The following is a 26105-nucleotide window of genomic DNA, read 5'->3' on the forward strand; positions in this document are numbered from 1 at the left end:
ATAAAAAAAACAAAATTTATTCTATAACTTCCATTTTTTATAGAAATACACATTACATCTATATTATAGTTATGAATAGACAAATCTTTTTAGATGCTATTTGTACGGAGGAACTATTATGAGTCGTAAAAAATATTCACCAACTCAAAACAAACGTCATCCGAACATTTCTAGACGTTTGCGAAACCATATACAAGATCGTTCATTAACAGAAATGTACGCATCTCTGTTCGAACACAATCCTGATAGTATTATTTCATTAAATTTAGAAGGAGTTATTCTACATATAAATCCTTCTGCCGAAAGAATATTAGGTTACACTTCTTTAGAATTAGAACAGAAAAATATTACCTCTATTTTAGAAGCCCATATTTCTGAGCAAGTATTACAAAATATAAAGAATACTGAAGCGGATAATCAACAAGAGTATATCTTATCTATTTATCATAAAAATGGATTCTTATTAGATGTTGTGACAAAACTAGTTCCTATTTTTGTTCAAAATCGTCTTACTGGCGTATATGCTATTATGAAGCCGCTTGAAAAATCAGAAAGAATTGAGAATATGCTAAAAGAAAGTGAGAAGAGATTACGTACATTAGTAAACTCCATGCCTGCGTTTGTTATTTTTAAAGATCATGAAGGGCGCTGGCTTGAGGCAAATGATTACGCACTTTCTTGCTTCAATTTCCATCATGTACCTTACCACGGGAAAAAAGATAGCGAACTCATTCAATATAATGAAGCATACCGAGAAGCTTTTTTACATTGTGAAGAAATCGATGAACTAGCATGGCAACAAAGACAAATTCTTCATGGCGAGGAATTTATTATACATAGAGATGATTTCGATCTAATCTTAAGTATATCAAAAGTTCCGCTTTATCATCCTGATGGTTCTCGCAAAGGTCTTATCGTGATGGGGAGAGATGTTACTGAGCTAAAAGAAACTGAAAAGTTACTACGAAAATCAGAGAAGCTCGCAGTAGTCGGACAACTGACAGCTGGAATTGCCCATGAAATTCGAAATCCACTCACTTCTCTAAAAGGTTTTCTAACGTTGCTCCTCCCTGAAATAAGTGAGGAGCAGAAATGGTATATCGATGTTATGTTAAGTGAGATTTCACAAATGGAATCCATCACGAGTCAATTTATGGCGATGTCTAAGCCACAAGTATTATCTATCCAAACTTGTAACATACAAACTTTAATTGAAGAGGTAGTTACATTTATTTTACCGACTGCAATTATGCATAGCGTTCATATCATCATGGATCATTTTGATTACGTATATGATATTCAATGTGACGGTAACCAATTAAAACAAGTTTTTATAAACATATTAAAAAATGCGATAGAAGCAATGCCAAATGGCGGAAATATTTTCATCCAAACAAAACCATTAGAGGATAATTTCATCTTAATACGAATTATCGATGAAGGTTGCGGCATTCCTGAAGATCGTATCTCCCGTCTAGGCGAACCTTTTTATAGTTTAAAAGAAAAAGGCACAGGACTAGGATTAATGATGTGTTACAAAATAATTGAAGAACATCATGGTAGATTACACATTTCAAGCGAATTAAATAAAGGTACGATTGTTGATATTGAGCTACCACTTTCTTCATCTCATCTTGCAATCCAGTCTTAAATAAAAAAGAAGCATCTGCTAATCGTTAGCAGATGCTTCTTTTTTAAAATGCTTTGTCATACCACTCTTTTGCTTTTTCTACTTCACCCATCGTTAATTGATGCCCTCGATTTTCCCAATGCATTGTTACATTCGCATTTGCATTTTCTAATAGTACCTTCAATTCCTCTGACTCTGCTGATGAACAAATTGGGTCATTTGTCCCAGCAGCAATAAACACAGATTTCCCTGCTAAATTTGCTAATTGAATTCCTCTTCTTGGTACCATTGGGTGATGAAGCACAGCACCTTTCAATGCATTTTCGTAATGGAATAATAAGCTTGCTGCGATATTTGCCCCATTCGAATAACCGATAGCTACAATGTTATTTCTATCGAATTTATATTCTTTAGCCGCTTCATCTAAAAATTCATTTAATTCCTTCGTACGGAAAATTAAATCCTCTTCATCAAAAATGCCCTCTGCTAATCGGCGGAAGAAACGCGGCATCCCATTCTCTAACACATTTCCCCTAACGCTTAATACCGACGCTTCCGGATCAATTATTTCTGCAAGTGGTAGTAAATCTAATTCATTACCACCTGTGCCATGAAGTAATAACAACACTGGTTTTGACGTATCTTTTCCTTTTTGAAAAACATGTTTCATCATAATCCTGTTCCCCCTCCAATCACTTTAATCTAAATTTCTCACTTCAAATGGTAAAAGCGTTTGTTCAATCTGTTTTCTATGTTGTTCATATTGTTCCGGTAACTTTAATTCCTCACCCATCGTCTCTAACGATTCATCATGAGCGAAACCAGGAGGATCTGTTGCAATTTCAAATAAGATTTCACCATGTTCTCTAAAATAAATCGCGTTAAAATAATTTCGATCTTGTACAGGAGTTACGTGATATCCAAAACGCGACACATACTCTTTCCAGTCTAGCTGATCAGCATCATCACTCGCTCTCCAGGCAATATGATGAACTGTGCCAACGCCCATTTGGCCACGACCGATTGTTGATAATTTCAAATCAATAATATTTCCAATGTCAGCAGAAGAACGGAATCGAACAAATTCGCCCTCTTCTCCAATTTTTTCAAGACCCATAATATGTTCTAACAATTCAGCTGTTTTTTGAGGCTGTGCAGATAAAAGAACAGCACCTCCAAACCCTTTAATTGCTACTTCTGGTGTAACTTCTCCAAAACTCCAATTGTTTAATTCGCCTGCTTCTCTTTCAACTAATTCTATATGCAAACCATGCGGATCATCAAATTCTAAATACTGCTCTCCAAAACGAGTCATTTTTGTATACGAAACATCGAATTTTTCTAATCTATTTTCCCAAAACTCCATTGTACCTTTTGGTACAACGTAAGACGTAATTCCTACTTGACCGTCCCCAATAATACCTTGACGAGCACCTGCCCATGGGAAAAACGTAATAATTGTTCCAGGCTTTCCTCCTTCATTTCCAAAATAAAGATGGTACGTACCTGGATCATCAAAATTCACTGTTTGTTTCACTAAACGTAACCCTAATACACCAGCATAAAAGTCTACATTTTCTTGTGGATGCCCTACAATCGCTGTAATGTGATGGATTCCCATTGTTTTCTTTTCCATTTCTTCCACTCCTTTTTTATTTCATTATAAAAATTCTTTTACATTTAAATTCATTATTCATTTTGTCCATGCTACAAAGTAAAATCCGTTATAATAATTTTATCTCGAATTCGAGATATTAATTACAAAATTACACATTAGCGTCTAACTTATCGGGATTATCTCGATTTCAAGATAGTTTCCAAAAAACATTTACTCACTCTAAAATCATAATAAAACTTGATTTAGAATGTCATTTATCTCAACCTCAATACTTATTATAAGTTACTTACTTTTCCTTGTCAATAAGTTACTTATTTCATTTAAAAAGAAAAGAGAGTAAACGTTATTCACCGTCTACTCTCTTTTCAAATCATTTCGTTTCTTCTTCCAGTACTGCTTCCATCTCATTAAATTCACGATGAACTGCCTTAACGGGTTCTTTCGTTAATAAACTTACAACGATAACAGTTAATAAACTACAGAAGAATCCAGGTACCATTTCATACATAATTGCTTTTAAACTTGGAATTTGTACCCATGCTATAACAACTACTGCACCGACAATCATACCAGCAAGAACGCCCCATTTGTTCGTTCTCTTCCAATATAAACTTAATAAAATAGCGGGTCCAAATGCTGATCCAAATCCTGCCCAAGCATATCCAACAAGCGTTAAAATTGTATCACTCGGATGATACGCTAAAACAACTGCAATCATCGCTACAACTAATACTGACAGCCTACCGATAAATACAAGTTCTTTATCACTTGCATTACGACGGAAAAATGTTTTATAGAAATCTTCCGTTACTGCACTTGAAATAACAAGTAATTGTGAGGAAATACTACTCATAATCGAAGCCAAAATAGCTGATAATAAAAATCCTGTAATATACGGATGGAATAAAATATTTGAGAATGTTACAAAGACCATTTCTGGGTCTTGTAATGTCGCATTATTTTTAGCATAATAGGCGATACCAATTAGACCAGTAAGCATTGCACCTATAATTGAAATCGTCATCCAACCGATACCGATTCTACGAGAAGTTTTTAAATCTTTAATAGAGGTAATTGCCATAAAGCGGACAATAATATGTGGTTGACCAAAATATCCAAGGCCCCATGCTAAAAAGGAAATAATCCCTAATACTGTAGTCCCTTTAAACATATCCAAATGCGATGCATCGACTTGCTTAATCGTATTAAATGTTTCTGTTACACCACCGACATCCGTAAAAGCAACAATTGGCACTAATACAAGCGCAATAAACATAATACAACCTTGCACAAAGTCCGTCCAACTTACGGCTAGAAAGCCACCGAATAGTGTATACGCAACAACGACACCCACTGTTACAAATAAACCAATTTTATAATCAAGGTTAAAAGAATTTTCAAACAAACGTCCACCTGAAACTAAACCAGCCGACGCATAAAATGTGAAAAATACTAAAATGACGATAGCGGAGACAAAACGAAGTATTTTCGTACGATCTTTAAACCGATTCTCTAAAAAGTCTGGAATCGTAATTGAATCATTTGCCACTTCTGTATACGTTCGTAAACGCGGGGCAATGATTAAATAGTTTGCATACGCACCTATTAATAAACCTATCGCAATCCATACACTTGATAATCCTGTTGCATACATCGCACCAGGTAATCCCATTAGCATCCAACCACTCATGTCAGAAGCACCAGCTGATAAAGCTGTAACTGCTGGACCGAGTCCCCTCCCGCCTAACATATAATCTGATAAATCGGATGTCTTCTTATAAGACCAATATCCGATATACAACATACCTGCCATATAAATAGCAAGCGATACCATAATTTCAATCTTCACCAAATCTCTCCCTTAGTCCATAAGCCATTCAAAATTTCGAAAAATGACTTTTTCTATTTTCTTGTTTTCGCTTATGGTTCCCTACCTTAACAAACATTTTTTGTTCTTTCAAGTGAACGAGCACTTTTTATTACATGTGAAAACCTTTATAAACGCCTTTATCCCAGTGGATTACAATGATTTTTTAAGGAATTAAAGTAATAATATTCAGAAAATTAAACGGTGTTTTTTCACACCTTATTTTCATTCGTTTACCCGATAAATTTTAAAAGAAAAAAGCCATACAAATGTATGACTTTTAGCTTATTGACGTCTCAATTTTCTCTTTCTCTACATATACTTTACGAAATTTCATATAACATCCAATACGCCAAGGTACTATATAACAAACCGCAAGAGTGTAGAAAAGAATGCCGATTGACTTTGGATCTAGACCTTGTAAATGTCTTCTAAAATAAGCACGTAAAAGAACGATAACTAAAAATGTAGCAATAAAAGCGATACTTTTTTTTGCATAAATTTGACCATCTTCTCTGACTTCATACCCACTTAAAATAATAAGTGGAATTGACAATAGCAGTCCGATCCCAGCAGCTATACAAATTTGCCAACCAGCAAGTTGTATCGGTGCTGCGTATAAAGAAAAACCTGGTAATAAGAAAAATAATGGCAATAGTAGTCGTCTTCCTTTATTATTAATTGGTCGATTCATAGAGCGCATGCGTCTAAATATAACGAGCCCTATGACGAGTAAAAAAATTGTAATACTGTAAGAACCTTGTTGCAAGTGAATCTCTCCCTAAAAATAGTCATTTTTAAAAATACTTCCCTATTATACTCCTAATTTTTCCAAAAATATGATTATTCCTTAAAAAAATCTTACATATCAAATATACTTTTAGGTTTGATTTACTATAGGAAACAATTCCGAAAGAGGAACTACTCTCCCCACCTCGTCTTTAAACACAATATGCTCTCTAGTTAAATGGCGCGGGCTCTTCACTCCCGCCGCTGCCGCTAATGAAAATAAACTATATCTCATACTAATAATATAATTCATGACTCGCCACTTCTTCTCATACGGATCTAACGCTTTTTGATAATGCGGATTCGTCGTGGCTACACCAGATGGACATTGGCCAGAATTACATTGAAGGGCCATAATACAGCCGCTTGCCATCATAAATCCGCGGGCTGAACTTACAGCATCCGCCCCAATCGCTAAAGCAATCGCTACTTTATCTGGTGTGATTAATTTACCCGATGCAAATACTTTAAACTTGTTACGAACACCATAATGGTTTGCTGTATCAATAAATGTAAGTAATGCTGGAATAAGCGGCAGTCCCATACAATCTGCCATCGATTTATACGTTGCCCCTGACCCGCCTTCTGAACCGTCTATTGTAATAAAATCTGGATAAATGTTTAGTTCTTTCATTGTTTTTATTAAATCTTCCAAAGGCTTCTGCTGACCAATTACAATTTTCATTCCAACTGGTTTACCGCCGCTTTCTTGCAACTGTTGAATAAAATAAAGTGTATCCGCTGCATTCTTTAAAAATGAAAATCGATTCGGTGAATTAATCGTCTCTCCCTTTCGGACGTTGCGAACAAACGCAATTTTCTCATTTACTTTTTGCCCCTCTAAATGACCACCACGTATTTTAGCACCTTGCCCAAATTTCAATTCGAATGCTCTAATATTACTTTCTTTCACTTTCTCCATGAATTTTCCCATTGAAAAATTACCGTCTTCATCACGGTATCCAAATAACCCTGGACCAATTTGCGCAACGATATTCGCTCCTGTATGTAAATGTTCTGGAATAACGCCACCTTCACCCGTATTAATCCACGACCCGCCTGCCATTTTTGCTCCAAGACCACTCGCTAAAATATAATTTTCTCCAATCGCACCATAAGAAGTCGCAGATGCACCAAACATGCCATGTAGCTTCCACGGATATTTACGGTTCTCACCGACTATAATTGCATCATCTTCTTCGTACAGCCAAAGATTCGTTGTATCCGCTGTCAATTTTTCTCTTCTTGAAAATAACCCTTCTTTATGAATCACGTACTTTTTACCTTCTCGCTCTTGCGTGAGATTCACACTTAATTCCTCCGTTAATATCGGAAATAATGTATTAGCAATATAATATCCAGAAGCTTCAAAATCTCGTTTTGATCCAAAACCAAGTATTTCAGAGCGATATTTCGCTAAAAACATAACACTTTGAAAATCATAACGTGAGAAAGGCTTTCCATCCGTATCATGATCAAACCAATATTGTCGAAATTCAGGCCCTATCTTTTCCAGTAAGTAGCGCATTCTTCCTAAGTACGGATGTAATTTTAAAATAGAATGATGTGTTCGTTTTTTTATAAAAAATGTAATGATAAAAAAGACGATTAAAAGCAACATTAAAAATAGTAATATACTAATAATAACGAGTAGCGTTTCACTCATCCCGCTTCCCCCTATGAAATTCCATAATAAAAAGAGAACACTAGATGTGTTCTCCTTTTATCTTTATTCATACTAACGTAACAAGATGCTCTTTCGCGTCATATTCAACTAAACTTTCAGCGTGTTTAATTCGATGAACAAAGTCTGGATTAGCAATTAACGGTCTTCCGAATGCCGCTACATCAATCGTTCCTTCTTGCAACGCTTCTTCGGCCTCTTTCGGATTTAAATTACCAACCCCAACAATCGTACCATCCCAATATTTTCTTACTAGTTGATGAAAATTCTTTCCGTCAGCAATCTCTTGGGTATAATTCATCGTTGAAGGATGGATCATCGTTAATCCAACCTCTTTAAACATATTTATGAACGTTTCAATTGCAAACTCAGGGTTTTCCCACATATAAGTAGGATTATCACCTTTGAAAGCAGAGAAACGAAGAAGTGTTTTATTAGCTCCAACAGCTTCTATTACAGCTGCCGTTACTTCTTTCATAAACGTTAACCTTTGTTTTAAATCACCGCCATATTTATCTGTTCGCTTATTCGCAAACTCATACGTAAATTGATCGATTAAATATCCGTGTGCACCGTGAATTTCTACTCCATCAAATCCAGCTTCGATCGCATTTTTCGCAGCTTGTGCGTATTGATCGATCACTTCTTGTATTTCTTCTAACGTCATTGCTTCTGGCATATCAAACGGTTTACGAAAGCGTGGAACATTTCCCTCTGCAGCGATAGCCGACGGCGCTTGTGGCATTTGACCACCAATTATTTCATGATGACTCATACGCCCAACATGCCATATTTGAGCAATAATCGTCCCGCCTTCTTTATGTACTGCCTCTGTAACAGGTTTCCAAGAATCGATTTGTTCTTGTGTATAAATACCTGGTACTCCTGGGTTTCCTTTTGCTCTCGGACTAATGACAATTCCTTCTGTAATAATTAGTCCAATTCCATCCGCAGCACGTTTTCTGTAGTACTCCACTACATCCGCACCAACTACTCCAGTCTCATTATCTGCAAAGCATCTTGTCATCGGTGCCATCGCTATACGATTACGAAGAGACCAAGCTCCAACTTGAATTGGATCAAACAACTTTGTTTCTTCAACGTTTCCAAAAAATCCCCCAGCATTTACATTTGTTCCTTCATAAATACTCGCTGCTTTATTACTTGAACTTGTCATTTTTCTTCCCCCTAAAAAATCTTACTATAATCGCATCATACTTACTTTTAGATAGTAACGTCAATTTTTACGACTTTAAAATAAAAAATTCGAATATTCAAAAAAAAACAAAACGCTATAAATAATATTAAAAAGGTTTCCTTAGGAGGAAACCTTTTTTGTTGACCATATATGGCTGTCAATTCGTTTATCTCTTTAATAAAAAAGCACCTTATCAATAGAAGTGAAAATGGTTCAGTATTCTTCTAAAAATAATAACTTATATACCTAAAACAATGAAAGCCCTACCTCTCTTTCATCCTTACGGCTCCTCGTCCGTGCCAGTGTGAATCAGGATTGCAAAAATCAAGTAACTATTTTATCGAAGTATTCAATTAAACTTCGAACATTCATAAATGAAATTAAAAAATAAAAATGGATTTGATTGTAGTAATAACAATAGAGGTAATGCTCTAAAAGTGGTTTGAAAGAGTTGAATGTCTTTGAAATGATAAATTTTCTATAATTATGTTCCCAAAAAATTCAAGATCTTTTTTGGGATATAATACATTATTTGTAATGAACCTTAACAAAAGCTTTTTATCTGATTTTCTGTGATACCTTCAATTAATCCCAGTTCACTAATCAAAAATTCATATGCGTTATCTAACATCTTCTTTTCGCTTGCATTAAGTGCTTTTTCTTTCTGTATACGCATTAAATCACGCACAACTTCAGCACCTTCTTGCATTTTACCCGTCTTTATTTTATCAGTGTTCAATTTATACCTTTGTTTCCACGTAAGTAATCTATCTGATTCCCCATGTTGAAAAATATCCATTATGTGTGCTAATGCGGTTATATCCGTAACTGGACGTATATTCGAATTCAATATTCTCCCTGCTGGAATCATTAGTTCCATATTACTAGCTGACATTTTTATAACATAATACTGTTGTTTTTCTCCTGAGATTTCCTTCTCTTCTATGGCTTTAATTATACCTGCTCCCTGCATTGGATAAACAATGTTATCGCCAATTTGAAACAAATAATCCACCTCCATATATGGTAACCTTCTCAAGCTTAACATACTTTTAGTTTTTTAGCAAAATTTTTATTTTATCATAAAATTATTTTACACGTCAACACTTCAGAAGCAAGAAATTAAATTTACACAATAAACTATAAAAATCGCAATTCCATTAACGGTTCCACACACATTCATTCTCTTTTAATACAAAAACACATCACTACATTTAAGTAGTGATGTGTTTTTGTTAAGGCATAAATAAAGATCTACTTTTCCGTCTATATACTAACTTGCTTACTAACCGTTTCCCTCGCTAAAAGAAAACTCATAATCACTTGCGCTGCTACTCTACTCGTCATATCTCTGAAATCAAGAGTTGGATCAATCTCTACTATATCCATCCCTTGAACGAGCGGTTCTTTACCAAGGAATTCAATCGCATCTAGTAAAGTCGTACTATCCATTCCACCAGGCCCAATTGCTGGACAACCTGGTGCAAACGCTTGGTCTAGCACATCCATATCAAGAGAAATATAAATAGAAGTCACACCTTGATTTCTTAATAATTCAATACTTTCCGTGATAATATCTTTTATTTCTCGCTCTCGTACGTCTTTCATTGTATACACTGTTACACCATGCTCTATTGCATATTCATGGTACGCACGTGCATTAGAAAAATTACGAATTCCAATTTGAACAAGTTGTTTCCCTGTAATGACATCATTTTCTAGTAAACTACGGAATGGTGTACCATTTGACGGGCCTCCATCATCTAAATTACGTAAATCATGATGAGCATCAAATTGAATAATCCCGACCTTTCCTTTACTGTTTGCAAAGCCTGTTATACTCGGAAAACTAATCGAGTGGTCACCACCAAGAACGATTGGTATCATGTTCGGATTTACTTTCGTTACATGACCAACTGTTTTCGCAATTCGGTTATGACTTTCTTTTATATCCGTCACATGCATCGTAATATCGCCGCAATCATATAAGACACTTTCTTTCATATCGTGTTCTTCTGTAATTGCATATGTGCTGTATGCATCTAACATCGCACGAATTGTCTTTGGAGCAAAACTCGCTCCTGAATGACTAATAGATGGTTTAGAAAGGGGTGCTCCAATTAAGGCAGCACCGAATATTTCTACACCTTCCTCCCAATCTTTAATCATCTCACTCCATTTTGTCACTTCACGATCAATAAACTTTGCGTTTTTCTTTAAATAGTGGCCGTGCTCCACGATTGTTCACCTCTTGTATATGCAATATTACCATTCTTCCATACTGTATTCACATGACTTACGCCGTAATGATACGGTACGTAAGCATAATTGTAAGCATCCCATAAAACTAAATCTGCCTTACGACCAACTCTAATTTTCCCAGCTACATCACCACGGTTAATGGCATATGATGAGTTAACCGTTACGGCATTCCAAACTTCTTCTGGTGTCATTTTCAGTTTTAGCATCGCAATGCTCATAATAAGCTGAATATTTTCAGTTGGACAGCTACCTGGGTTAAAGTCTGTAGCTAACGCAACTGCAACACCTTCATCAATCATTTTACGACCACGAGCAAAGCTTTCTTTATTTAAATAGAAAGTTGTTCCTGGTAATAATGTTGCTACTGTATTCGAGTTTGCAAGCATTTCAATCCCTTTATCAGAAGCGCCAACTAGATGGTCTGCTGATGCTGCACCGATTTCTGCCGCTGCTTCCGCACCACCAAGAGGGTCGATTTCATCTGCATGAATTTTCACATCAAAGCCAAGCTCTTTCGCTTTTAATAAAAATTCTTTTGATTCTTCTACTGAGAACACACCTGTTTCACAGAAAATATCAACGAATTCCGCCAATTGTTTCTCTTTCATTTCTGGTAATAGGTCTAACATCCATTGTAAAAATTCTTTCGATCTACCTTTATATTCTTTCGGAACTGCATGAGCACCTAAAAATGTGGAAACTAAATCGATTGAATGCTCTTTTTGTAATTGTGCAGTTGCCTCTAATTGTTTCCATTCCGTCTCATCATCTAATCCGTAACCACTCTTCGCTTCTACAGTTGTAACGCCGAAAGATAGCATACGGTCTAAATGGAATTTCGCTTTTTGAACAAGTTCTTCTTTCGACGCCTGTTTCGTTGCATTTACAGTTGAAAGAATACCTCCGCCTTGTTCTAAAATTTCTAAGTACGGAACTCCTTGTAATTTTAGCGCAATTTCATTTTCACGAGATCCACCAAATACAAGATGGGTATGCGGATCAACAAGACCAGGAGAAACCATTTTCCCCCCGCAATCAATAACTTCTTTCGCTTGTAATCCTTTCGCTTCTTCCGCTGTTCCAACGAAAGTGATTACACCATTTTCAATTCCAACCGCACCGTTTTCGATAACAGGAAGCGTGTTCATCGCTTCTCGTCTTAACAAGCCATCTTCTTGATCCATTGTTAGTAATTGACCGATATTTATTAGTAAAGTGTCCAGCATGTTTTCTCCTCCTTATTTCATCATTGGAATGTTAACGCCTTTTTCTTTCGCAGTTTCCACAGCTAAGTCATATCCAGCATCCACGTGACGAACAACACCCATACCAGGGTCAGAAGTTAATACGCGCTCAATACGTTTTGCTGCTGCTTCTGTTCCATCTGCAACAATAACCATTCCAGCGTGAAGTGAATAACCCATACCAACGCCACCACCGTGGTGAACAGATACCCAGCTCGCACCGTTTACACTATTAATTAATGCATTTAAAATTGGCCAGTCAGCTACTGCATCACTACCGTCTTTCATCGCTTCTGTTTCACGGTTTGGAGATGCTACTGATCCGCAATCTAAATGGTCACGACCAATAACAATCGGTGCTGATAATTCACCATTTGCAACCATTTCATTAATGATGCGACCAAATTTCGCACGCTCACCGTAACCTAACCAACAAATACGTGATGGAAGTCCTTGGAACTCAACTTGTTGACGTGCCATACGAATCCAGTTACATAAATGTTCATTATCAGCGAACTCACGTAAAATTACTTCGTCTGTTTTATAAATATCTTCTGGATCACCAGAAAGTGCTACCCAGCGGAATGGCCCTTTTCCTTCACAGAATAATGGACGAATAAATGCTGGAACGAATCCTGGGAAATCGAAAGCATTTTTCAAACCTTCATCGAAAGCAACTTGGCGAATGTTATTTCCATAATCAAATGTAATTGCACCTTTTTCTTGCATCGCAAGCATCGCTTCCACATGTTTTGTCATACTTTCTTTTGATAATTGTACGTAACGTTCTGGATCTTTTTCACGAAGTTTCGCTGCTTCTTCTAATGTGTAACCTACTGGAATATAACCGTTTAATGGATCATGAGCAGATGTTTGATCTGTAACTAAATCTGGCGTAATATCACGCTTCACTAGTTCTGGTAAAATCTCTGCCGCATTTCCTAGCAAGCCAATTGAAATTGGTTCTTTCTTCTCTTTATACTCGTTCGCAACAGTTAATGCTTCTTCTAATGATTCTGTATACATGTCACAATATCTCTTTTCAATACGACGATCGATGCTACGCTTATCAACATCAATAGCAATGACAACACCGCCGTTCATCGTTACAGCAAGAGGTTGTGCACCACCCATACCACCTAAACCAGCAGTAAGTGTTAATGTACCTTTTAATGAACCGTCGAAATGTTGACGAGCTGCTTCACCAAATGTTTCATATGTTCCTTGTAGAATCCCTTGTGTTCCAATGTAAATCCAGCTACCAGCTGTCATTTGTCCGTACATCATAAGACCTTTTTTCTCTAGTTCTCGGAAGTGATCCCAGTTTGCCCATTTTGGTACTAAGTTTGAGTTCGCTAACAGAACGCGAGGTGCATCTTCATGTGATTTAAAAATGGCAACTGGTTTTCCTGATTGAACAAGTAACGTTTCATCGCTTTCTAACGTTTTTAATGAATCTACAATCGCCTGATAGCTTTCCCAGTTACGAGCTGCACGGCCAATTCCGCCATACACAACTAATTCTTCTGGTTTTTCAGCAACTTCCGGATCTAAATTGTTCATTAGCATACGAAGTGCAGCTTCTTGCACCCACCCTTTCGTTTGTAACTCTGTACCTCTTGGCGCGCGAATTGTTTGTTGTACTTTTTCCATTTCAATCTCTCCCTTTTCTCATTTTATAGTGCTGCGTTTACATCCAATCTTTCTTTTATCGAATAATTCGTTTTTAACCAATGTGCAATATTTTCAATATCCGTTGAGAAGATGCGATCATTTGTAATAGATGGTACTTGCTGACGCCCTTGATGGTAGAAGCTCTTCGTCACTGTACTCATGTTTTCAATTCCACGATATTCTGCCGCTTGCATCGCACAAATCATTTCAATTGAAAGAACACGTCTTACATTTTGAATAATTTGATGTGCATGACGTGAAGCGATTGTTCCCATACTTACGTGATCTTCTTGGTTAGCTGATGACGGGATTGAATCAACACTCGCTGGATGTGCTAACGTTTTATTTTCAGAAACTAGTGACGCTGCAGCATATTGCATAATCATTGCACCAGACTGAAGTCCTGGTTCTGGACTTAAAAATGGCGGTAAATCGTTTAACTGCGGATTTACTAAACGCTCAATACGACGCTCTGAAATGTTTGCAAGTTCCGCCATTCCTACTTTTAAGAAGTCCATCGCAAATGCAATCGGTTGACCATGGAAATTACCACCTGAAATTACTTTTTCCCCGCCATCAAAGATTAGCGGATTATCTGTTGCGGCATTCATTTCAATTTCTAATTTTTCTTTCACATAATTCAAAACTTGCCAAGAAGCACCGTGTACTTGCGGGATACAACGAAGTGAATAGGCATCCTGTACACGTAGTTCTCCTTGTTTTGTTGTTAACTTACTATCATGAAGAATGTCACGAATTCTGCTTGCTACATCCACTTGCTCTTTATAGCCACGTGCTTTATGAACATTTTCATCAAATGCATCAATAATGCCTTGTAACCCTTCAATTGTCATCGAAGCAATTAGTTCAGCTTGATACGCCGTTGCTTCTGCTTCTATATAAGAAAGAACTCCTTGTGCTGTCATCGCCTGCGTACCATTAATTAACGCAAGACCTTCTTTCGCTTCAAGTTCAATTGGCTCAAGCCCTTCTTCTGTAAGAGCAACCATTGCATGAACGCGTTTCCCTTTATAGAACACTTCACCTTCGCCTAATAATACGAGCGCAAGATGAGATAAAGGTGCTAAATCTCCACTTGCACCAAGTGAACCTTGTTGCGGAACGACTGGATGAATTTTACGATTTACAAACTCAAGAAGCATATTTACAACAAGCGGCCTTACGCCTGATACTCCTTTAAGCATCGTGTTCGCTCGTAAAATTAACATTCCGCGCGATACTTCTTCCGGGAATGGATCACCTATCCCACATGCATGTGACTGAATTAAATTATGTTGAAGTGCCTTTACATCATCTTTTTGGATAAGCACATCACTAAACTTTCCAAATCCAGTTGTAATACCGTAAACGACTTTTCCGTCCTCTACAATTTTCTCAACTACTTCGCGGCACTCCGCTACCTTTTGCATACTAGTTGGACAAGCTGTTACACCTTCTCCTTCCAGTAATAACCTCTTCATTTCTTCAACTGTCAATGTATGTCCTGTTAACGTAATCATCATTTTTCCTCCTTAAAAAGGCAAAAGGGGACCTTATCTTTTTAAGACAGACTTCTGTCCTAAAAAAGTAAGGCCCCCTTCTAACTAATAGACTATGGGCAAATCATATGTGATTAATTCCTAAACCAATCGCCTCATGCTCAGATCCTTTTACAGGTGCACCAATCGTTCCATATAATGCAACAGCAACCCATTCGCCTTCTTTTTTCCCGTCGTATGGTGTACCGCGCACAATCGCAAAACGAAGTCCTACTGTACGAAGAACGTCTGCTAACTGAATTTGACCTCTCGTCACTCCGTACAAAGCTTCCATAATTGCATGATAAAGTGCATGTGTTTCTCTGTAAACGTCTGTTTCAATAACTTGGTTGCTTTTAGCCGCTGTTTCCATTGCTGCGACAACCTTTTGCGAATTCATCGAACCCACTTTCCCCGTACAATACTTCCAACCTTTTGGAATGGATAATACAGGACTTTCATTCTCATCCGCAAGTGCCAACAGCATGGCCATACGACCAATTCGATGTGTTCCTTGAAGAAGCATGTGACTCTCTCATTTCTTTTGAATTATTTGAATATTACTTAATTTAAGAATATATGAAAACGGTTAAATCGTCAATAGTTTAAAATCATATTCAAACATTTTTTTCATCCCCCTAATTTTGTGTACACAAATGATTTACACAAAATTTCCAGACGTGCTATAGTCTCACTAACAGATGCAAAGGGGCGAAATTTCAGTGACAAAACGAAAAGATATTCATTTTCGAATTGAAGAGAAATTACTTGAAAGGTTTGAATCAGCACTCCATTACGAAGGTTTAAAGAAAACAGATGTATTAACACATGCAATGCAACAATTTTGCACAAAGGTGGAATGTGACAAAATGAATGATGTAAAACGACAATATAACGTTAGCAACCATTTACAAACACGCATCGACACACATACACATTACGAAGAAAAACACGTAGATTTAGATAAGATCGTCATTGAACATTTACACCTTCAAGGGGATGAAAACATATTAGAGGTTGGGTGCGCTAGTGGAAAATTCCTTTCCCTTTTACAAACAAATGGTCATAAAGGCCCATTAACCGGGTTTGATCAATCCGAAGCTATGCTTGCTGAAGCTGCTAAAATAAATTACTTAATAGAATGGAAACGAGGGGACGCTAGTAAACTTCCTTTCGAAACAAATTGTTATGACCTAATAATTGCAAGACATATGTTATACCATGTGAAAGATGTTGAAAAAACAATTCAAGGCTTTTATAAAGTCATTCGTTCTGGCGGAACACTTTTAGCTACAACAAATTCTAAAGTTTCATTACCTCGTATAGTTGAAATGTGTAACAACATGCTTGACGCATTTGATCTACCGAAAACATCACCAGCAGTCTCTCCATTTTGTTTAGAAAATGGTAAAGAGATAGTAGCATCTGCTTTTCCAACGGTTGAAGAAACAGTTATTCATAATGCGCTCGTTTTTCATCATGCTACCCCAATAGTAAACTATATTTCCAGCATGTTTCCATCGTTAAATATACCCGATAATATGTATCTTCAAGCCGAGATGAAAGAATGGCTAACAGAAGAAATCAACAAGGAATTATCGCTCCATAACGGTATATGGCGCGATCCAAAAACGTTAGTAATTTATCGGTGTAAAAAAGCTAGCATTTGCTAGCTTTTACACGTTTTCTCGTAAAAGTTTCTCCATTACTACATTGCCTTTACCACAATAAAAATCTGTATTATGTTCGTCTGCCACTCCAAAATAAGAGGCAATCGCTATTCCAAATGGTACAAATGCATGCCCTTGTGCTGTAATGATATTTGAGTGTTGCACAACTTCTTCATACACGAAATTTTCTACTGGAAAACAATCGAATTTTTGATAATCTATAGTCGCAGTATAAGAAATCCCTTTAAATAACCCTGCTTTTGCTAGCGCATACGGTCCAGCACAAATTGCCGCCACTAATTTTTCTTGTTCGTGAAATTGACGAATGACTGAAAAAAGAGATTTCGCATCTTTCAACTGTACTTCTTCTCCACCTGGAATAAGTACCCCCTCATACTCATCTACACGTACTTCACTTACTTCTATATGTGGTTGCACTTGCAAACCTGTTTCACTTATAATCAATTCTTTTGTTAAGCCCGCTGTAATGATTTCAAATTTATTTTTCAGCAACGCCGTCGCTACTGTTATTTCAAACTCCGCAAATGTTGGGTATACAAATAAAAGTATTTTTTTCATAGCCCTCTCTCCTTTAACCAGTCCATAAAATATACCTCTAAATCGTCAACTGTTAATCTATTTGTGTCCACATAAGTTACAGGAAATTGTTTATACCAGTCTTTTTCAGTTTCTGCTAATTTAAATTGCTCCTCAAATGTACTTCTGTTTCTTGTTCTATCATTATTTTTTCTATCATATACATTCTTTTTCGTAACATCTAAGTAAAAAATCACATCCGAACGGCATTCTCTTAATTTATATAATTCATCTTTCAATTCAGTTTCTATATCCCACTCTTCTCCTATAATCGTTGGATAAAAGAGTGTAAAAAACTCAATGTCTTCTGGTCCGCGATCAAAAATTACGACTGAATCTTTCACATTTTGAAACTCCTTTATTTTTGCTTCCATAAACATTTTTTGATTCATAATAAACCCTACTTTTGAATTCATATCTAAATTCAATTTTTTTCGCTTCTCTACAATTGGATATGGATTTTCATATATAACTCGAAACCCTCTCTTTTCTAACCTTTTTGCTAATGTTGTTTTTCCGCTAGCCATCGGCCCTTGCAGTGAAATTACGTATGTCACACCTCTCATTCCCTTACACTTTAGTACACCTATAATATACAGAATCTTGAAAACTCTCAACATTATATATATCATCTTGTTTCTTATTCTTATCTAACTTATAATGAAAAATAGAGATTATGACGGACGCATCAATAATGTAAGCTTGGAAATCCAAGCTTACATTATTTTTTGCTTTCCCTTTTCTAATAAAAAGAGTATACTAGATTAGAACGTATGTTCTTAATAATTACATACAGTAAGGAGATAGAACAATGGTATACGACACAAAAGCAATTTCTTGGAATGAATCTTTAAAACAACTTCAACGCCGCTATACAAACAAACAAGTTGACCGAAAAGAATTTGAGGATATTGAACTGATGGAATTCTTCCGCGATAACGACTACATTTCTTTACCTACACACATAAGCGGCCTATCAAAAACACGTTTTACTTCTTACTCTATTTTCACAACTGAAGATAAAGATCGTAAAGTTGGCACATTAATCATTGAATATGTAGAAGATGATAATAATAATTTACATGTGGAACAACTATACTTTGTTTAAATGATAACGCTTGGTCAAAATGACCAAGCGTTCTTGCTTTCTATGAATCTCACTGTATATAATATGAATAAAAGAAAACCGCTATCATTAAGGGGGGATATGCTTGCTCGAAGGATGGTTCAGTTGGTTCATTGTATTATGGACGGTTATTTTATTAGGGCTTATGTCTATCGGTGGATACTTTATGTTCAGAAAATTTTTAAAACGTTTACCAAAAGAAGACGGCATGTCCATTTTGGATTGGGAAGAACACTACATAAATAAAACGAGACATTTATGGGCTGACGAACAAAAACAATTGTTAGAAGAGCTTGTAAGTCCTGTTCCAGAACTATTTCGCGATGTTGCAAAATCAAAGATTGCTGGAAAAATCGGGGAACTTGCATTACAAGAAAATGCCTCTCAAATTACACAAGACTTAATTATTAAAGGATATATCATTGCCACACCAAAGCGTGATCATAAATTTTTAATTAAAAAACTACAAGAAAAAAAGATTGATTATTCTAACTATCGATCTTTACTCGCAAAGTAACTTCATATTATTTTCGATAAAAAAGACAGCGCCTTTGACGCTGTCTTTTTATTTGGTACATATACAGTTTTTAAGTTAGCTTCATATCTTTTTCATTATAAAAACCATCTTCTTTTTCCATTTCCTTTTGTAATTTCGTAAAGGAACGGTACATGGCAATTCTCCATGACACAATCATCGCGAACGCCAGTAAGAAGAACATGCCACTAAGTTGTCCTAAATCAAGAGATTGGCTTAAGTATGTTTTAAATACAATCCGCACGACAAGTAATCCAATTAATATAAAAACAAAGGCTTTTGAACGCTTCAAATAAATCTCTTGTCCTCTAATTTCAAATTTAGATGTTTTAATAAGAAAAATAGAGAAAAACAAACCGACGCCAATTGCTTCTAACATTTCCGCTGGAGTTAATCGAAATTCAGGAAAAACATACATCAATGCTCCCGTGCTCATAAAAAATGGCGGAAGTATAATTTTTTTCAATGTTGCAGGTTTCTTAGCTGCTTTTAAACGAATAAACATCGCACCGACAGCCATACAAACAGCAACGATACTTGATAAAAGAACTATGTTCATATTTTCTCATCCTTTTTTGTGGCTATATGCAAAATATACTTTCATTATATGCTTTTCCGTTAGTATTTCCAACATTTTCGCAGAATAATACTAAAAACCGGTAAAACCACCAAATAAACTTGAGAAATATACGATAATTTTCGTCATCCAGTTAAAGTATAGGAAGACCCCCATAACAATCATAATATATCCTCCGACTTTCATGAAGGCCATACTATTTCTTTTAATCCAAGACATTTTCGTAATAAAGAATGACAGTACGAAAAACGGGATAGCAAATCCAAGTATGTAAGCAATCATGTAAATCATTGCTGATTCTGGGTTTGTTGCTGCTAATCCAATTACCGACACTAGAATTGGTCCGGTACATGGCGTCCACCCTGCTGCAAAGGCTAATCCAATTAGTACTGATCCAAAATAGCCACTTGGACGATTTTTAAATGTAAATTTACGGTCTTGCATTAAAAATTTCGGCTTAAACACCCCGACAATAATTAAGCCGAACACGATGATAAATATACCACCTAACTGTCTGATTAAATCTTTATAGTCAGTAAAGATTCCTCCAATAAAACTTGTACCAAATCCAATTGCAATAAATATAATTGAAAATCCAAGTAAGAAAAACGCTGTATGTATCATACTTCTTTTGCGAAGCATTGCATTTTCTTCTTTCAATTCAGAAACCGACATACCTGTTATGTACGATAAAAATGCCGGATAAAGCGGTAAGCAACATGGGGAAATAAATGATAAGAACCCGGCGCCAAACGCTAAAAAAATACTAATATCTTGCATCATTCCACTCCTCTCCCTAAATATTGTAACAAAAACACATAAAAATACTATGAACAATTCGTGAAATCACTTTTACAACGTGGCAATAAGAAAAAAGTACTTCCTCACAGTTTCTAATAAAACGTTTTCATTTCCTTCTATTATATAGAAAAAACTCAAATGGATTATGAAACTCCTTTAATTGTCATTACCATAACAAAGGTAACATAGTTTCTCAAATAATTAGCACGTTACTAGTACGTCTATATACATATTGGTTTAAAAAATATTTTTTTCAAATGCTGGCTCTATACAATGCAAAGTTGATTTTATAATACTTCTACTATTAATAATTTCAAGATTATGCATAAATATCATACTTTTATTATTATTCTATAAAATGTCATACTTTTCTTTCATTTGACCCTTTATTTCTAATTTTGTATACTTCCCTCTAGTTATATATTTTCGATACGGAACAACTTCATATAGATGGGAGGAATTTTTCATGCTTCGTTATTCTCTTTTAGTTTTATTAGGAGCGTGTAGTTATGGAATTTTAGCTATTTTTGTTAAGCTTGCATATGCAGAAGGATTTTCACTTGGAGAGGTAATTGGCAGCCAATATTTGTTCGGTTGGATTATTTTGCTTGCTATTACACTTCTATTTTCTAGACATCGCGTTCCTTTAAAGCAAGCATTACTTTTATTCGTTGCAGGAACATCTGCAAGTTTTACCGGAATTTTTTATTATGCTTCATTAAAAACTGTACCAGCTTCTATTGCAATTATTCTTTTATTCCAATTTGTTTGGGTCGGAATTATCATTGAAGCAGTCGCAACAAAAACATTACCTTCAAGAGAAAAAGTTATTTCTGTTATTTTCTTACTTGTAGGGACATTTTTATCAAGTGGTTTACTTGAACAATCAGCAGGTGCTTTCGATACGACTGGGATCATTTTAGGTTTATTATCTGCTGTTACATTCGCAACATACATTTTCGTGAGCGGAAAAGTTGCTGTTGAAGTACCTTCATTACCGCGCGGTGTTCTCTTAATGACTGGTGCTTTAACTTTAGTCATGATTGTATTCCCACCAACATTTATTTTTAATGGTGCCATTTCTCAAGGTCTTTGGAAATACGGTTTAGGATTAGGAACATTTAGTATCGTAATTCCATCTATTGCCTTTACAATCGGTATTCCAAAAATCGGTTCTGGCTTAGCAACTATTCTTGGTGCAGCGGAACTACCAGTTACAACAATTATGTCCGTATTCGTTTTAAAAGAGGCTGTACTATCTTCACAATGGTTCGGTGTATCACTTATTTTAATCGGGATTGCAATCCCGCAAATTGCATACGCAATGCGTGGACGTTATCGTAAACATCATACGCATAAAAAAGTCGCAGCATAAAGCGAAACTTTAATTAGTTGAACCAATCGGACTGCCCATTAATACGGGATAAACGAGAGAGGATTTTCATTTGAGAATCCTCTCTTTTATTGTTGTATACTTATGATAAATATTTTGCTGAAGAAAGAAGGCATACTACATGGTATCTATTTCAAATCAACTAAAAGAAAAACTTATTTCCATCCGTCGACATTTACATGAGTATCCAGAACTATCATATGAAGAGTTCGAAACAACAAAAGCAATAAAAAATTGGTTAGAAGAAAAAAACATTACTATCATTGACTCCAATTTAGAAACAGGAATTATCGCTGAAGTGTCTGGTAATAAAAACGGGCCAATTGTAGCAGTTCGTGCTGATATTGATGCCCTTCCTATTCAAGAAGAAACACATTTGTCCTATGCATCTAAAGTACGAGGAAAAATGCATGCTTGTGGACACGATTTTCATACAGCTGCCATTTTAGGTACTGCTTTCTTATTAAAAGAAAGAGAATCTTCCCTAAATGGAACGGTTCGCTTCATATTCCAACCAGCTGAAGAAAGTAGTAATGGCGCTTGCAAAGTTATTGATGCTGGACATTTACGTAATGTGCAAGCGATTTTCGGCATGCATAATAAACCTGATTTACCAGTAGGTACAATTGGCATTAAAGATGGTCCACTGATGGCTGGAGTTGATCGATTTGAAATTGAAATTCACGGAGTTGGTACACACGCGGCTGTACCAGATGCTGGCGTAGATCCTATTGTCGCATCCTCTCAAATTGTGATGGCACTGCAAACAATTGTAAGCCGAAATATAAGTTCATCTCATAATGCGGTTGTTAGTGTTACAAATATTCACGCAGGAAATACGTGGAACGTAATTCCTGAAAAAGCTACGTTAGAAGGAACGATTCGCACGTTCCAAGCTGAAACACGTGAAAAGATTCCAGCACTCATGGAGCGTATTATTAAAGGTGTATCTGATGCATTAGGTGTAAAAACGAAATTCCGTTTTTATTCAGGTCCTCCTGCTGTTCACAACGATAAAGCTCTTACAGACTTATCTACTCAAGTTGCCACAAAGATGAATCTTAATATCATCTCGCCTAGTCTATCAATGGCTGGAGAAGATTTCTCATTTTACCAACAGGAAATACCAGGTTCATTCGTCTTTATGGGAACGAGCGGTACACATGAATGGCATCATCCTGCTTTTACAATTAATGAAGAGGCACTGCCTATAAGTGCAGAATACTTTGCTTTACTAGCCGAAAGAGCACTTAAACAATTCTCATAAAAAAAGCCGTTCAAAGTGCATCTCAGCACCCTGAACGGCTTTTCTTATTAAGTTAAATCACGTTTTAAAAACACAGTATATGAAATACATAAAAATACGAACAAATAAAGTAGCAACATACATGATGCAAACGGGAATGTTACTCCATCAATAAAACTTCCGTTCTTTGAAATACTATATAAATCTGTGTTTGCCGGCAATAAATATTTCGCCCAGTTATATCTAGTGGCTGCTAATAACGCAATATTGCCTGATAAAGCAAGGAATAGTGAAATACCAATTGCACCTCCACTAGATCTCGTTAACACAGAAATCATAAATGCAAACGATGCGTACACAACCGTTGGTAACCACGATAAAACATAATATTTACTTGCTTCTACAAAAATGTTTTGTTTTATTATATTTCCATCTTGGAAAATAAACTCACTCCATGCAGGCTGTTGGAATTTATAAATAACAAGTCCACATAAAGCGGAGAAGATCATATTAAATATAAATAATAAAGCTGCAAATATAACGATTGCTAAAAATTTTGCTGTTAAAATTTTAAAGCGACTCGCTGGTCGTATCGTTAAAAATTTATATGTTCCCCAGCTATATTCATTCGCAAAAATTGTACTTGCATACACGAGGATAAATGGGAGCAAAATTGGAAATACGATAAAACCTGTATCTCTCATGAAAGAAAGTGGAGAACTGCTTGCCGGTGCTGTATCCGTATCTAAATGCTTCATCTTAAGCTGGTATTCTTTTACAAGCTCATCCCCTGATTTTTCTGCTAAAATAGCTTCTTTTTTCATGCCAAGCTTTTTCTCAATTTCTACAGTTCGTTCTGTATAATCTACTTTCCATCCTTTTGTTTCCGGTTCAAAATACTTTACCGTAACCCATCCTAATCCGATTATTAATACTGCAATAACTGCAAATGGAATAATCGTTCGCTTCCGCTTAAATATTTTATACAGTTCGTTATATACTAAATTAAACAATATCTTTTCCCCCTGTTAATTCTAAAAATTGCTCTTCTAACGTTTTTCTTTCTTCATATACACGATACACTTGAATATTTTTCTCAAGCAATGTACGAATAACATTTGGGATTTCTTCATCTTTTACATTAATAAGTAATTCATTATCTTTTACTAAAACATCATGCCCTAATATTTCTGCTGCTTTATTCGCATCATCTACACGTATACGGATCGTCTCCATCTCTTCGCTTTGGCTATGCTGAATATTTTGCGTAGCCACATATTCCCCGTGCTGAATAATGATAACTCTGTCACACATTAATTCAACTTCTGAAAGTAAGTGACTTGATACAAGTACAGCTTTTCCTTGTTCATGTGCAATTTTTTTTATGTACATTCTCATTTCATGTATTCCACTAGGGTCTAATCCATTTGTCGGTTCATCTAGTATCAACACGTCTGGATCGTGAATAAGTGCCTGAGCGATTCCTAAACGTTGTCTCATGCCGAGTGAATACGCTTTTACTTTGCGATCAATTACTTGTCCCATCCCTAACAATTTCACTACTTCATCGATACGTTCTTCGGTCACATTACCATTCATTCGTCCGAAATATGTTAAATTTTCATAGCCGCTCAAAAAAGGATAAAATTCAGGTGTCTCAATTACCGCTCCAATTTTCGCAGCTGTTTTTTCGAATTGCTGTTTCACAGATTGACCATCAATCCATACTTCACCTTCTGTCATACGGATCATACCAACCATCATTCTCATTAAAGTCGTTTTTCCAGCACCGTTTGGTCCGAGTAAACCGACAACCTCGCCTTTTTTCACTTCAAAACTAATATTTTGTACAAGTGTCTTTGATCCGATTCGCTTCGTTAACCGATCGACTTTTACAATTGATTGTTCATTTGTCATTCTATACAACCTTTCCTTCCCATTCTTTGTCAGGTCCTTTCACTGTAACATGATTATTTTTATGTGTAAAATGGAAAAAGGCATGATTTCTCATGCCTTTTTCTTGAAATGCAACGAATTTTTATCTTGTAAACTTTGAACAAATCGAAAACATTGCACCATCGATAATAGAAGGATAACAATCATAATTATACTCACTACTACTATTGCATATATTGTAATCGGTGCACTATTTATCCCTTGTATTCCTGCTATTCTTATAAAGATAATCGTAAATAATTTTAAAAATAACATCCCATTAACTAATCCAAAAACAAACGCTGCTCCATAAATGAATAATTGCTCCTGACATAATAAACATAGCACTTCTTTTCTTTTTATATTTTCTGCTACATAAGATGTAAACTCCTCTCTCCTCACTAGCAAAAGGGAGTACATCATTTTATATGTAGTAAAAATACATATGAAAATTAGTACAATAAACAGTGTGTAAAAATACATTTGAAATACAAATGCATCCCCTACTTTCAAAATAGCTCCTTCATTAAATTGTAACGATATCATAAAAAACAAAATCATAATACTCATAGCAATCCACATAAATTGCTTCATCCTTTTGGTAGCAAATGTTCTAATATTTTTTCTCGCTAACCGACATAAAGACATAAAATTCTTCCCCTACCTTATTACATACGCATTCTATACTACTAGTGTATAAAAATATGACATTTTAAACATC

25 protein-coding genes and 1 pseudogene are annotated in these 26105 nt (G+C 35.8%); 6 read left to right on the top strand and 20 right to left on the bottom strand.

From position 1 onward, the window contains the following. Positions 1–118: 118 nt before the first annotated feature. Complete coding sequence (locus ACX9TM_RS18325; protein ID WP_000087662.1) at positions 119–1651, top strand: BA3702 family sensor histidine kinase; 1533 nt, start codon at positions 119–121, stop codon at positions 1649–1651. Between the two features lie 43 nt (positions 1652–1694). Here the strand turns inward: ACX9TM_RS18325 and ACX9TM_RS18330 are convergent, their stop codons facing one another. The 12 genes from ACX9TM_RS18330 to hutP form a co-directional block, all read right to left on the bottom strand. Beyond that, on the bottom strand, positions 1695–2303 hold the full coding sequence (locus ACX9TM_RS18330; RefSeq protein ID WP_000975454.1) for an alpha/beta hydrolase: 609 nt from the start codon (positions 2301–2303) through the stop codon (positions 1695–1697). A 24-nt stretch (positions 2304–2327) separates the two neighbouring features. Next, positions 2328–3266, bottom strand: a complete 939-nt coding sequence (locus ACX9TM_RS18335) for a ring-cleaving dioxygenase (protein WP_000412739.1) — start codon at positions 3264–3266, stop codon at positions 2328–2330. 352 nt (positions 3267–3618) lie between these two features. After that, entirely contained in the window at positions 3619–5097 is a 1479-nt protein-coding gene (putP, locus tag ACX9TM_RS18340; RefSeq protein WP_063220559.1) for a sodium/proline symporter PutP, read from the bottom strand. 298 nt (positions 5098–5395) lie between these two features. Further along, positions 5396–5884, bottom strand: coding sequence for a CcdC family protein (locus ACX9TM_RS18345; RefSeq protein ID WP_001183921.1), 489 nt, complete (start codon positions 5882–5884; stop codon positions 5396–5398). A 111-nt stretch (positions 5885–5995) separates the two neighbouring features. Next, positions 5996–7570 (bottom strand): FMN-binding glutamate synthase family protein, encoded by a 1575-nt coding sequence (locus tag ACX9TM_RS18350; RefSeq protein WP_000005167.1) that lies wholly within the window; start codon positions 7568–7570, stop codon positions 5996–5998. 67 nt (positions 7571–7637) lie between these two features. After that, entirely contained in the window at positions 7638–8765 is a 1128-nt protein-coding gene (locus ACX9TM_RS18355) for an alkene reductase (protein WP_063220560.1), read from the bottom strand. 565 nt (positions 8766–9330) lie between these two features. Then, complete coding sequence (locus ACX9TM_RS18360) at positions 9331–9792, bottom strand: CarD family transcriptional regulator (RefSeq protein ID WP_170317877.1); 462 nt, start codon at positions 9790–9792, stop codon at positions 9331–9333. A gap of 260 nt (positions 9793–10052) precedes the next feature. Continuing rightward, positions 10053–11024 carry a formimidoylglutamase gene (hutG, locus tag ACX9TM_RS18365; RefSeq protein WP_000399838.1) on the bottom strand — a complete coding sequence of 324 codons (972 nt, stop codon included), beginning with the start codon at positions 11022–11024 and terminating at the stop codon, positions 10053–10055. Continuing rightward, the gene (gene hutI / locus ACX9TM_RS18370) at positions 11003–12274 is read right to left on the bottom strand and encodes an imidazolonepropionase (RefSeq protein WP_000887531.1); all 1272 of its coding nucleotides are present in this window, start codon (positions 12272–12274) and stop codon (positions 11003–11005) included. Before hutI ends, hutG begins: the two co-directional genes overlap by 22 nt. Positions 12275–12286: 12 nt before the next feature. Then, positions 12287–13945 carry a urocanate hydratase gene (hutU, locus tag ACX9TM_RS18375; RefSeq protein WP_000416944.1) on the bottom strand — a complete coding sequence of 553 codons (1659 nt, stop codon included), beginning with the start codon at positions 13943–13945 and terminating at the stop codon, positions 12287–12289. Between the two features lie 23 nt (positions 13946–13968). After that, the gene (gene hutH / locus ACX9TM_RS18380; RefSeq protein ID WP_000631874.1) at positions 13969–15486 is read right to left on the bottom strand and encodes a histidine ammonia-lyase; all 1518 of its coding nucleotides are present in this window, start codon (positions 15484–15486) and stop codon (positions 13969–13971) included. A gap of 103 nt (positions 15487–15589) precedes the next feature. Further along, positions 15590–16030 carry a histidine utilization transcription antiterminator HutP gene (hutP, locus tag ACX9TM_RS18385; protein WP_000926516.1) on the bottom strand — a complete coding sequence of 147 codons (441 nt, stop codon included), beginning with the start codon at positions 16028–16030 and terminating at the stop codon, positions 15590–15592. A 196-nt stretch (positions 16031–16226) separates the two neighbouring features. Here hutP and ACX9TM_RS18390 point away from each other — a divergent pair, with 196 nt between their 5' ends. Next, positions 16227–17177 (top strand): class I SAM-dependent methyltransferase, encoded by a 951-nt coding sequence (locus ACX9TM_RS18390; RefSeq protein WP_065381906.1) that lies wholly within the window; start codon positions 16227–16229, stop codon positions 17175–17177. A 3-nt stretch (positions 17178–17180) separates the two neighbouring features. Here ACX9TM_RS18390 and ACX9TM_RS18395 read toward each other — a convergent pair whose 3' ends face one another. Together ACX9TM_RS18395 and ACX9TM_RS18400 are read right to left on the bottom strand one after the other, a co-directional pair. Beyond that, positions 17181–17753 (bottom strand): DJ-1/PfpI family protein, encoded by a 573-nt coding sequence (locus ACX9TM_RS18395; RefSeq protein ID WP_000722200.1) that lies wholly within the window; start codon positions 17751–17753, stop codon positions 17181–17183. Then, positions 17750–18337, bottom strand: a complete 588-nt coding sequence (locus ACX9TM_RS18400) for an AAA family ATPase (protein ID WP_002041639.1) — start codon at positions 18335–18337, stop codon at positions 17750–17752. Before ACX9TM_RS18400 ends, ACX9TM_RS18395 begins: the two co-directional genes overlap by 4 nt. 245 nt (positions 18338–18582) lie before the next feature. On the opposite strand from ACX9TM_RS18400, the gene ACX9TM_RS18405 reads away from it, so the two are divergent. Further along, entirely contained in the window at positions 18583–18879 is a 297-nt protein-coding gene (locus ACX9TM_RS18405) for a hypothetical protein (RefSeq protein WP_000262401.1), read from the top strand. Positions 18880–18982: 103 nt separating this feature from the next. Beyond that, positions 18983–19414, top strand: a complete 432-nt coding sequence (locus ACX9TM_RS18410; protein ID WP_000889373.1) for a DUF2621 domain-containing protein — start codon at positions 18983–18985, stop codon at positions 19412–19414. Positions 19415–19484: 70 nt separating this feature from the next. Here ACX9TM_RS18410 and ACX9TM_RS18415 read toward each other — a convergent pair whose 3' ends face one another. The 3 genes and pseudogenes from ACX9TM_RS18415 to ACX9TM_RS18425 form a co-directional block, all read right to left on the bottom strand. Then, on the bottom strand, positions 19485–19991 hold the full coding sequence (locus ACX9TM_RS18415) for a CcdC family protein (RefSeq protein ID WP_001028439.1): 507 nt from the start codon (positions 19989–19991) through the stop codon (positions 19485–19487). A 90-nt stretch (positions 19992–20081) separates the two neighbouring features. Continuing rightward, positions 20082–20789, bottom strand: coding sequence for a cytochrome c-type biogenesis protein CcdA (ccdA, locus tag ACX9TM_RS18420; RefSeq protein ID WP_001152676.1), 708 nt, complete (start codon positions 20787–20789; stop codon positions 20082–20084). Between the two features lie 16 nt (positions 20790–20805). Further along, positions 20806–20954: pseudogene (locus tag ACX9TM_RS18425) on the bottom strand (peptidase T). A gap of 322 nt (positions 20955–21276) precedes the next feature. Between ACX9TM_RS18425 and ACX9TM_RS18430 the strand changes: the two are divergent. Together ACX9TM_RS18430 and ACX9TM_RS18435 are read left to right on the top strand one after the other, a co-directional pair. After that, complete coding sequence (locus ACX9TM_RS18430; RefSeq protein WP_000947043.1) at positions 21277–22185, top strand: EamA family transporter; 909 nt, start codon at positions 21277–21279, stop codon at positions 22183–22185. Between the two features lie 139 nt (positions 22186–22324). Continuing rightward, positions 22325–23470 carry a M20 peptidase aminoacylase family protein gene (locus ACX9TM_RS18435; protein ID WP_000253675.1) on the top strand — a complete coding sequence of 382 codons (1146 nt, stop codon included), beginning with the start codon at positions 22325–22327 and terminating at the stop codon, positions 23468–23470. Between the two features lie 47 nt (positions 23471–23517). Here the strand turns inward: ACX9TM_RS18435 and ACX9TM_RS18440 are convergent, their stop codons facing one another. The 3 genes from ACX9TM_RS18440 to ACX9TM_RS18450 all read right to left on the bottom strand — a co-directional run bounded on the left by ACX9TM_RS18440 (position 23518) and on the right by ACX9TM_RS18450 (position 26032). Beyond that, entirely contained in the window at positions 23518–24462 is a 945-nt protein-coding gene (locus ACX9TM_RS18440; protein ID WP_000482759.1) for an ABC transporter permease, read from the bottom strand. Further along, positions 24455–25366, bottom strand: coding sequence for an ABC transporter ATP-binding protein (locus ACX9TM_RS18445; RefSeq protein WP_000180622.1), 912 nt, complete (start codon positions 25364–25366; stop codon positions 24455–24457). The genes ACX9TM_RS18440 and ACX9TM_RS18445 overlap by 8 nt, the downstream gene beginning before the upstream one ends. 90 nt (positions 25367–25456) lie before the next feature. Further along, on the bottom strand, positions 25457–26032 hold the full coding sequence (locus ACX9TM_RS18450) for an ABC transporter permease (protein WP_000050617.1): 576 nt from the start codon (positions 26030–26032) through the stop codon (positions 25457–25459). Positions 26033–26105: the final 73 nt, after the last annotated feature.

This window comes from Bacillus sp. LH1, from assembly GCF_057924895.1.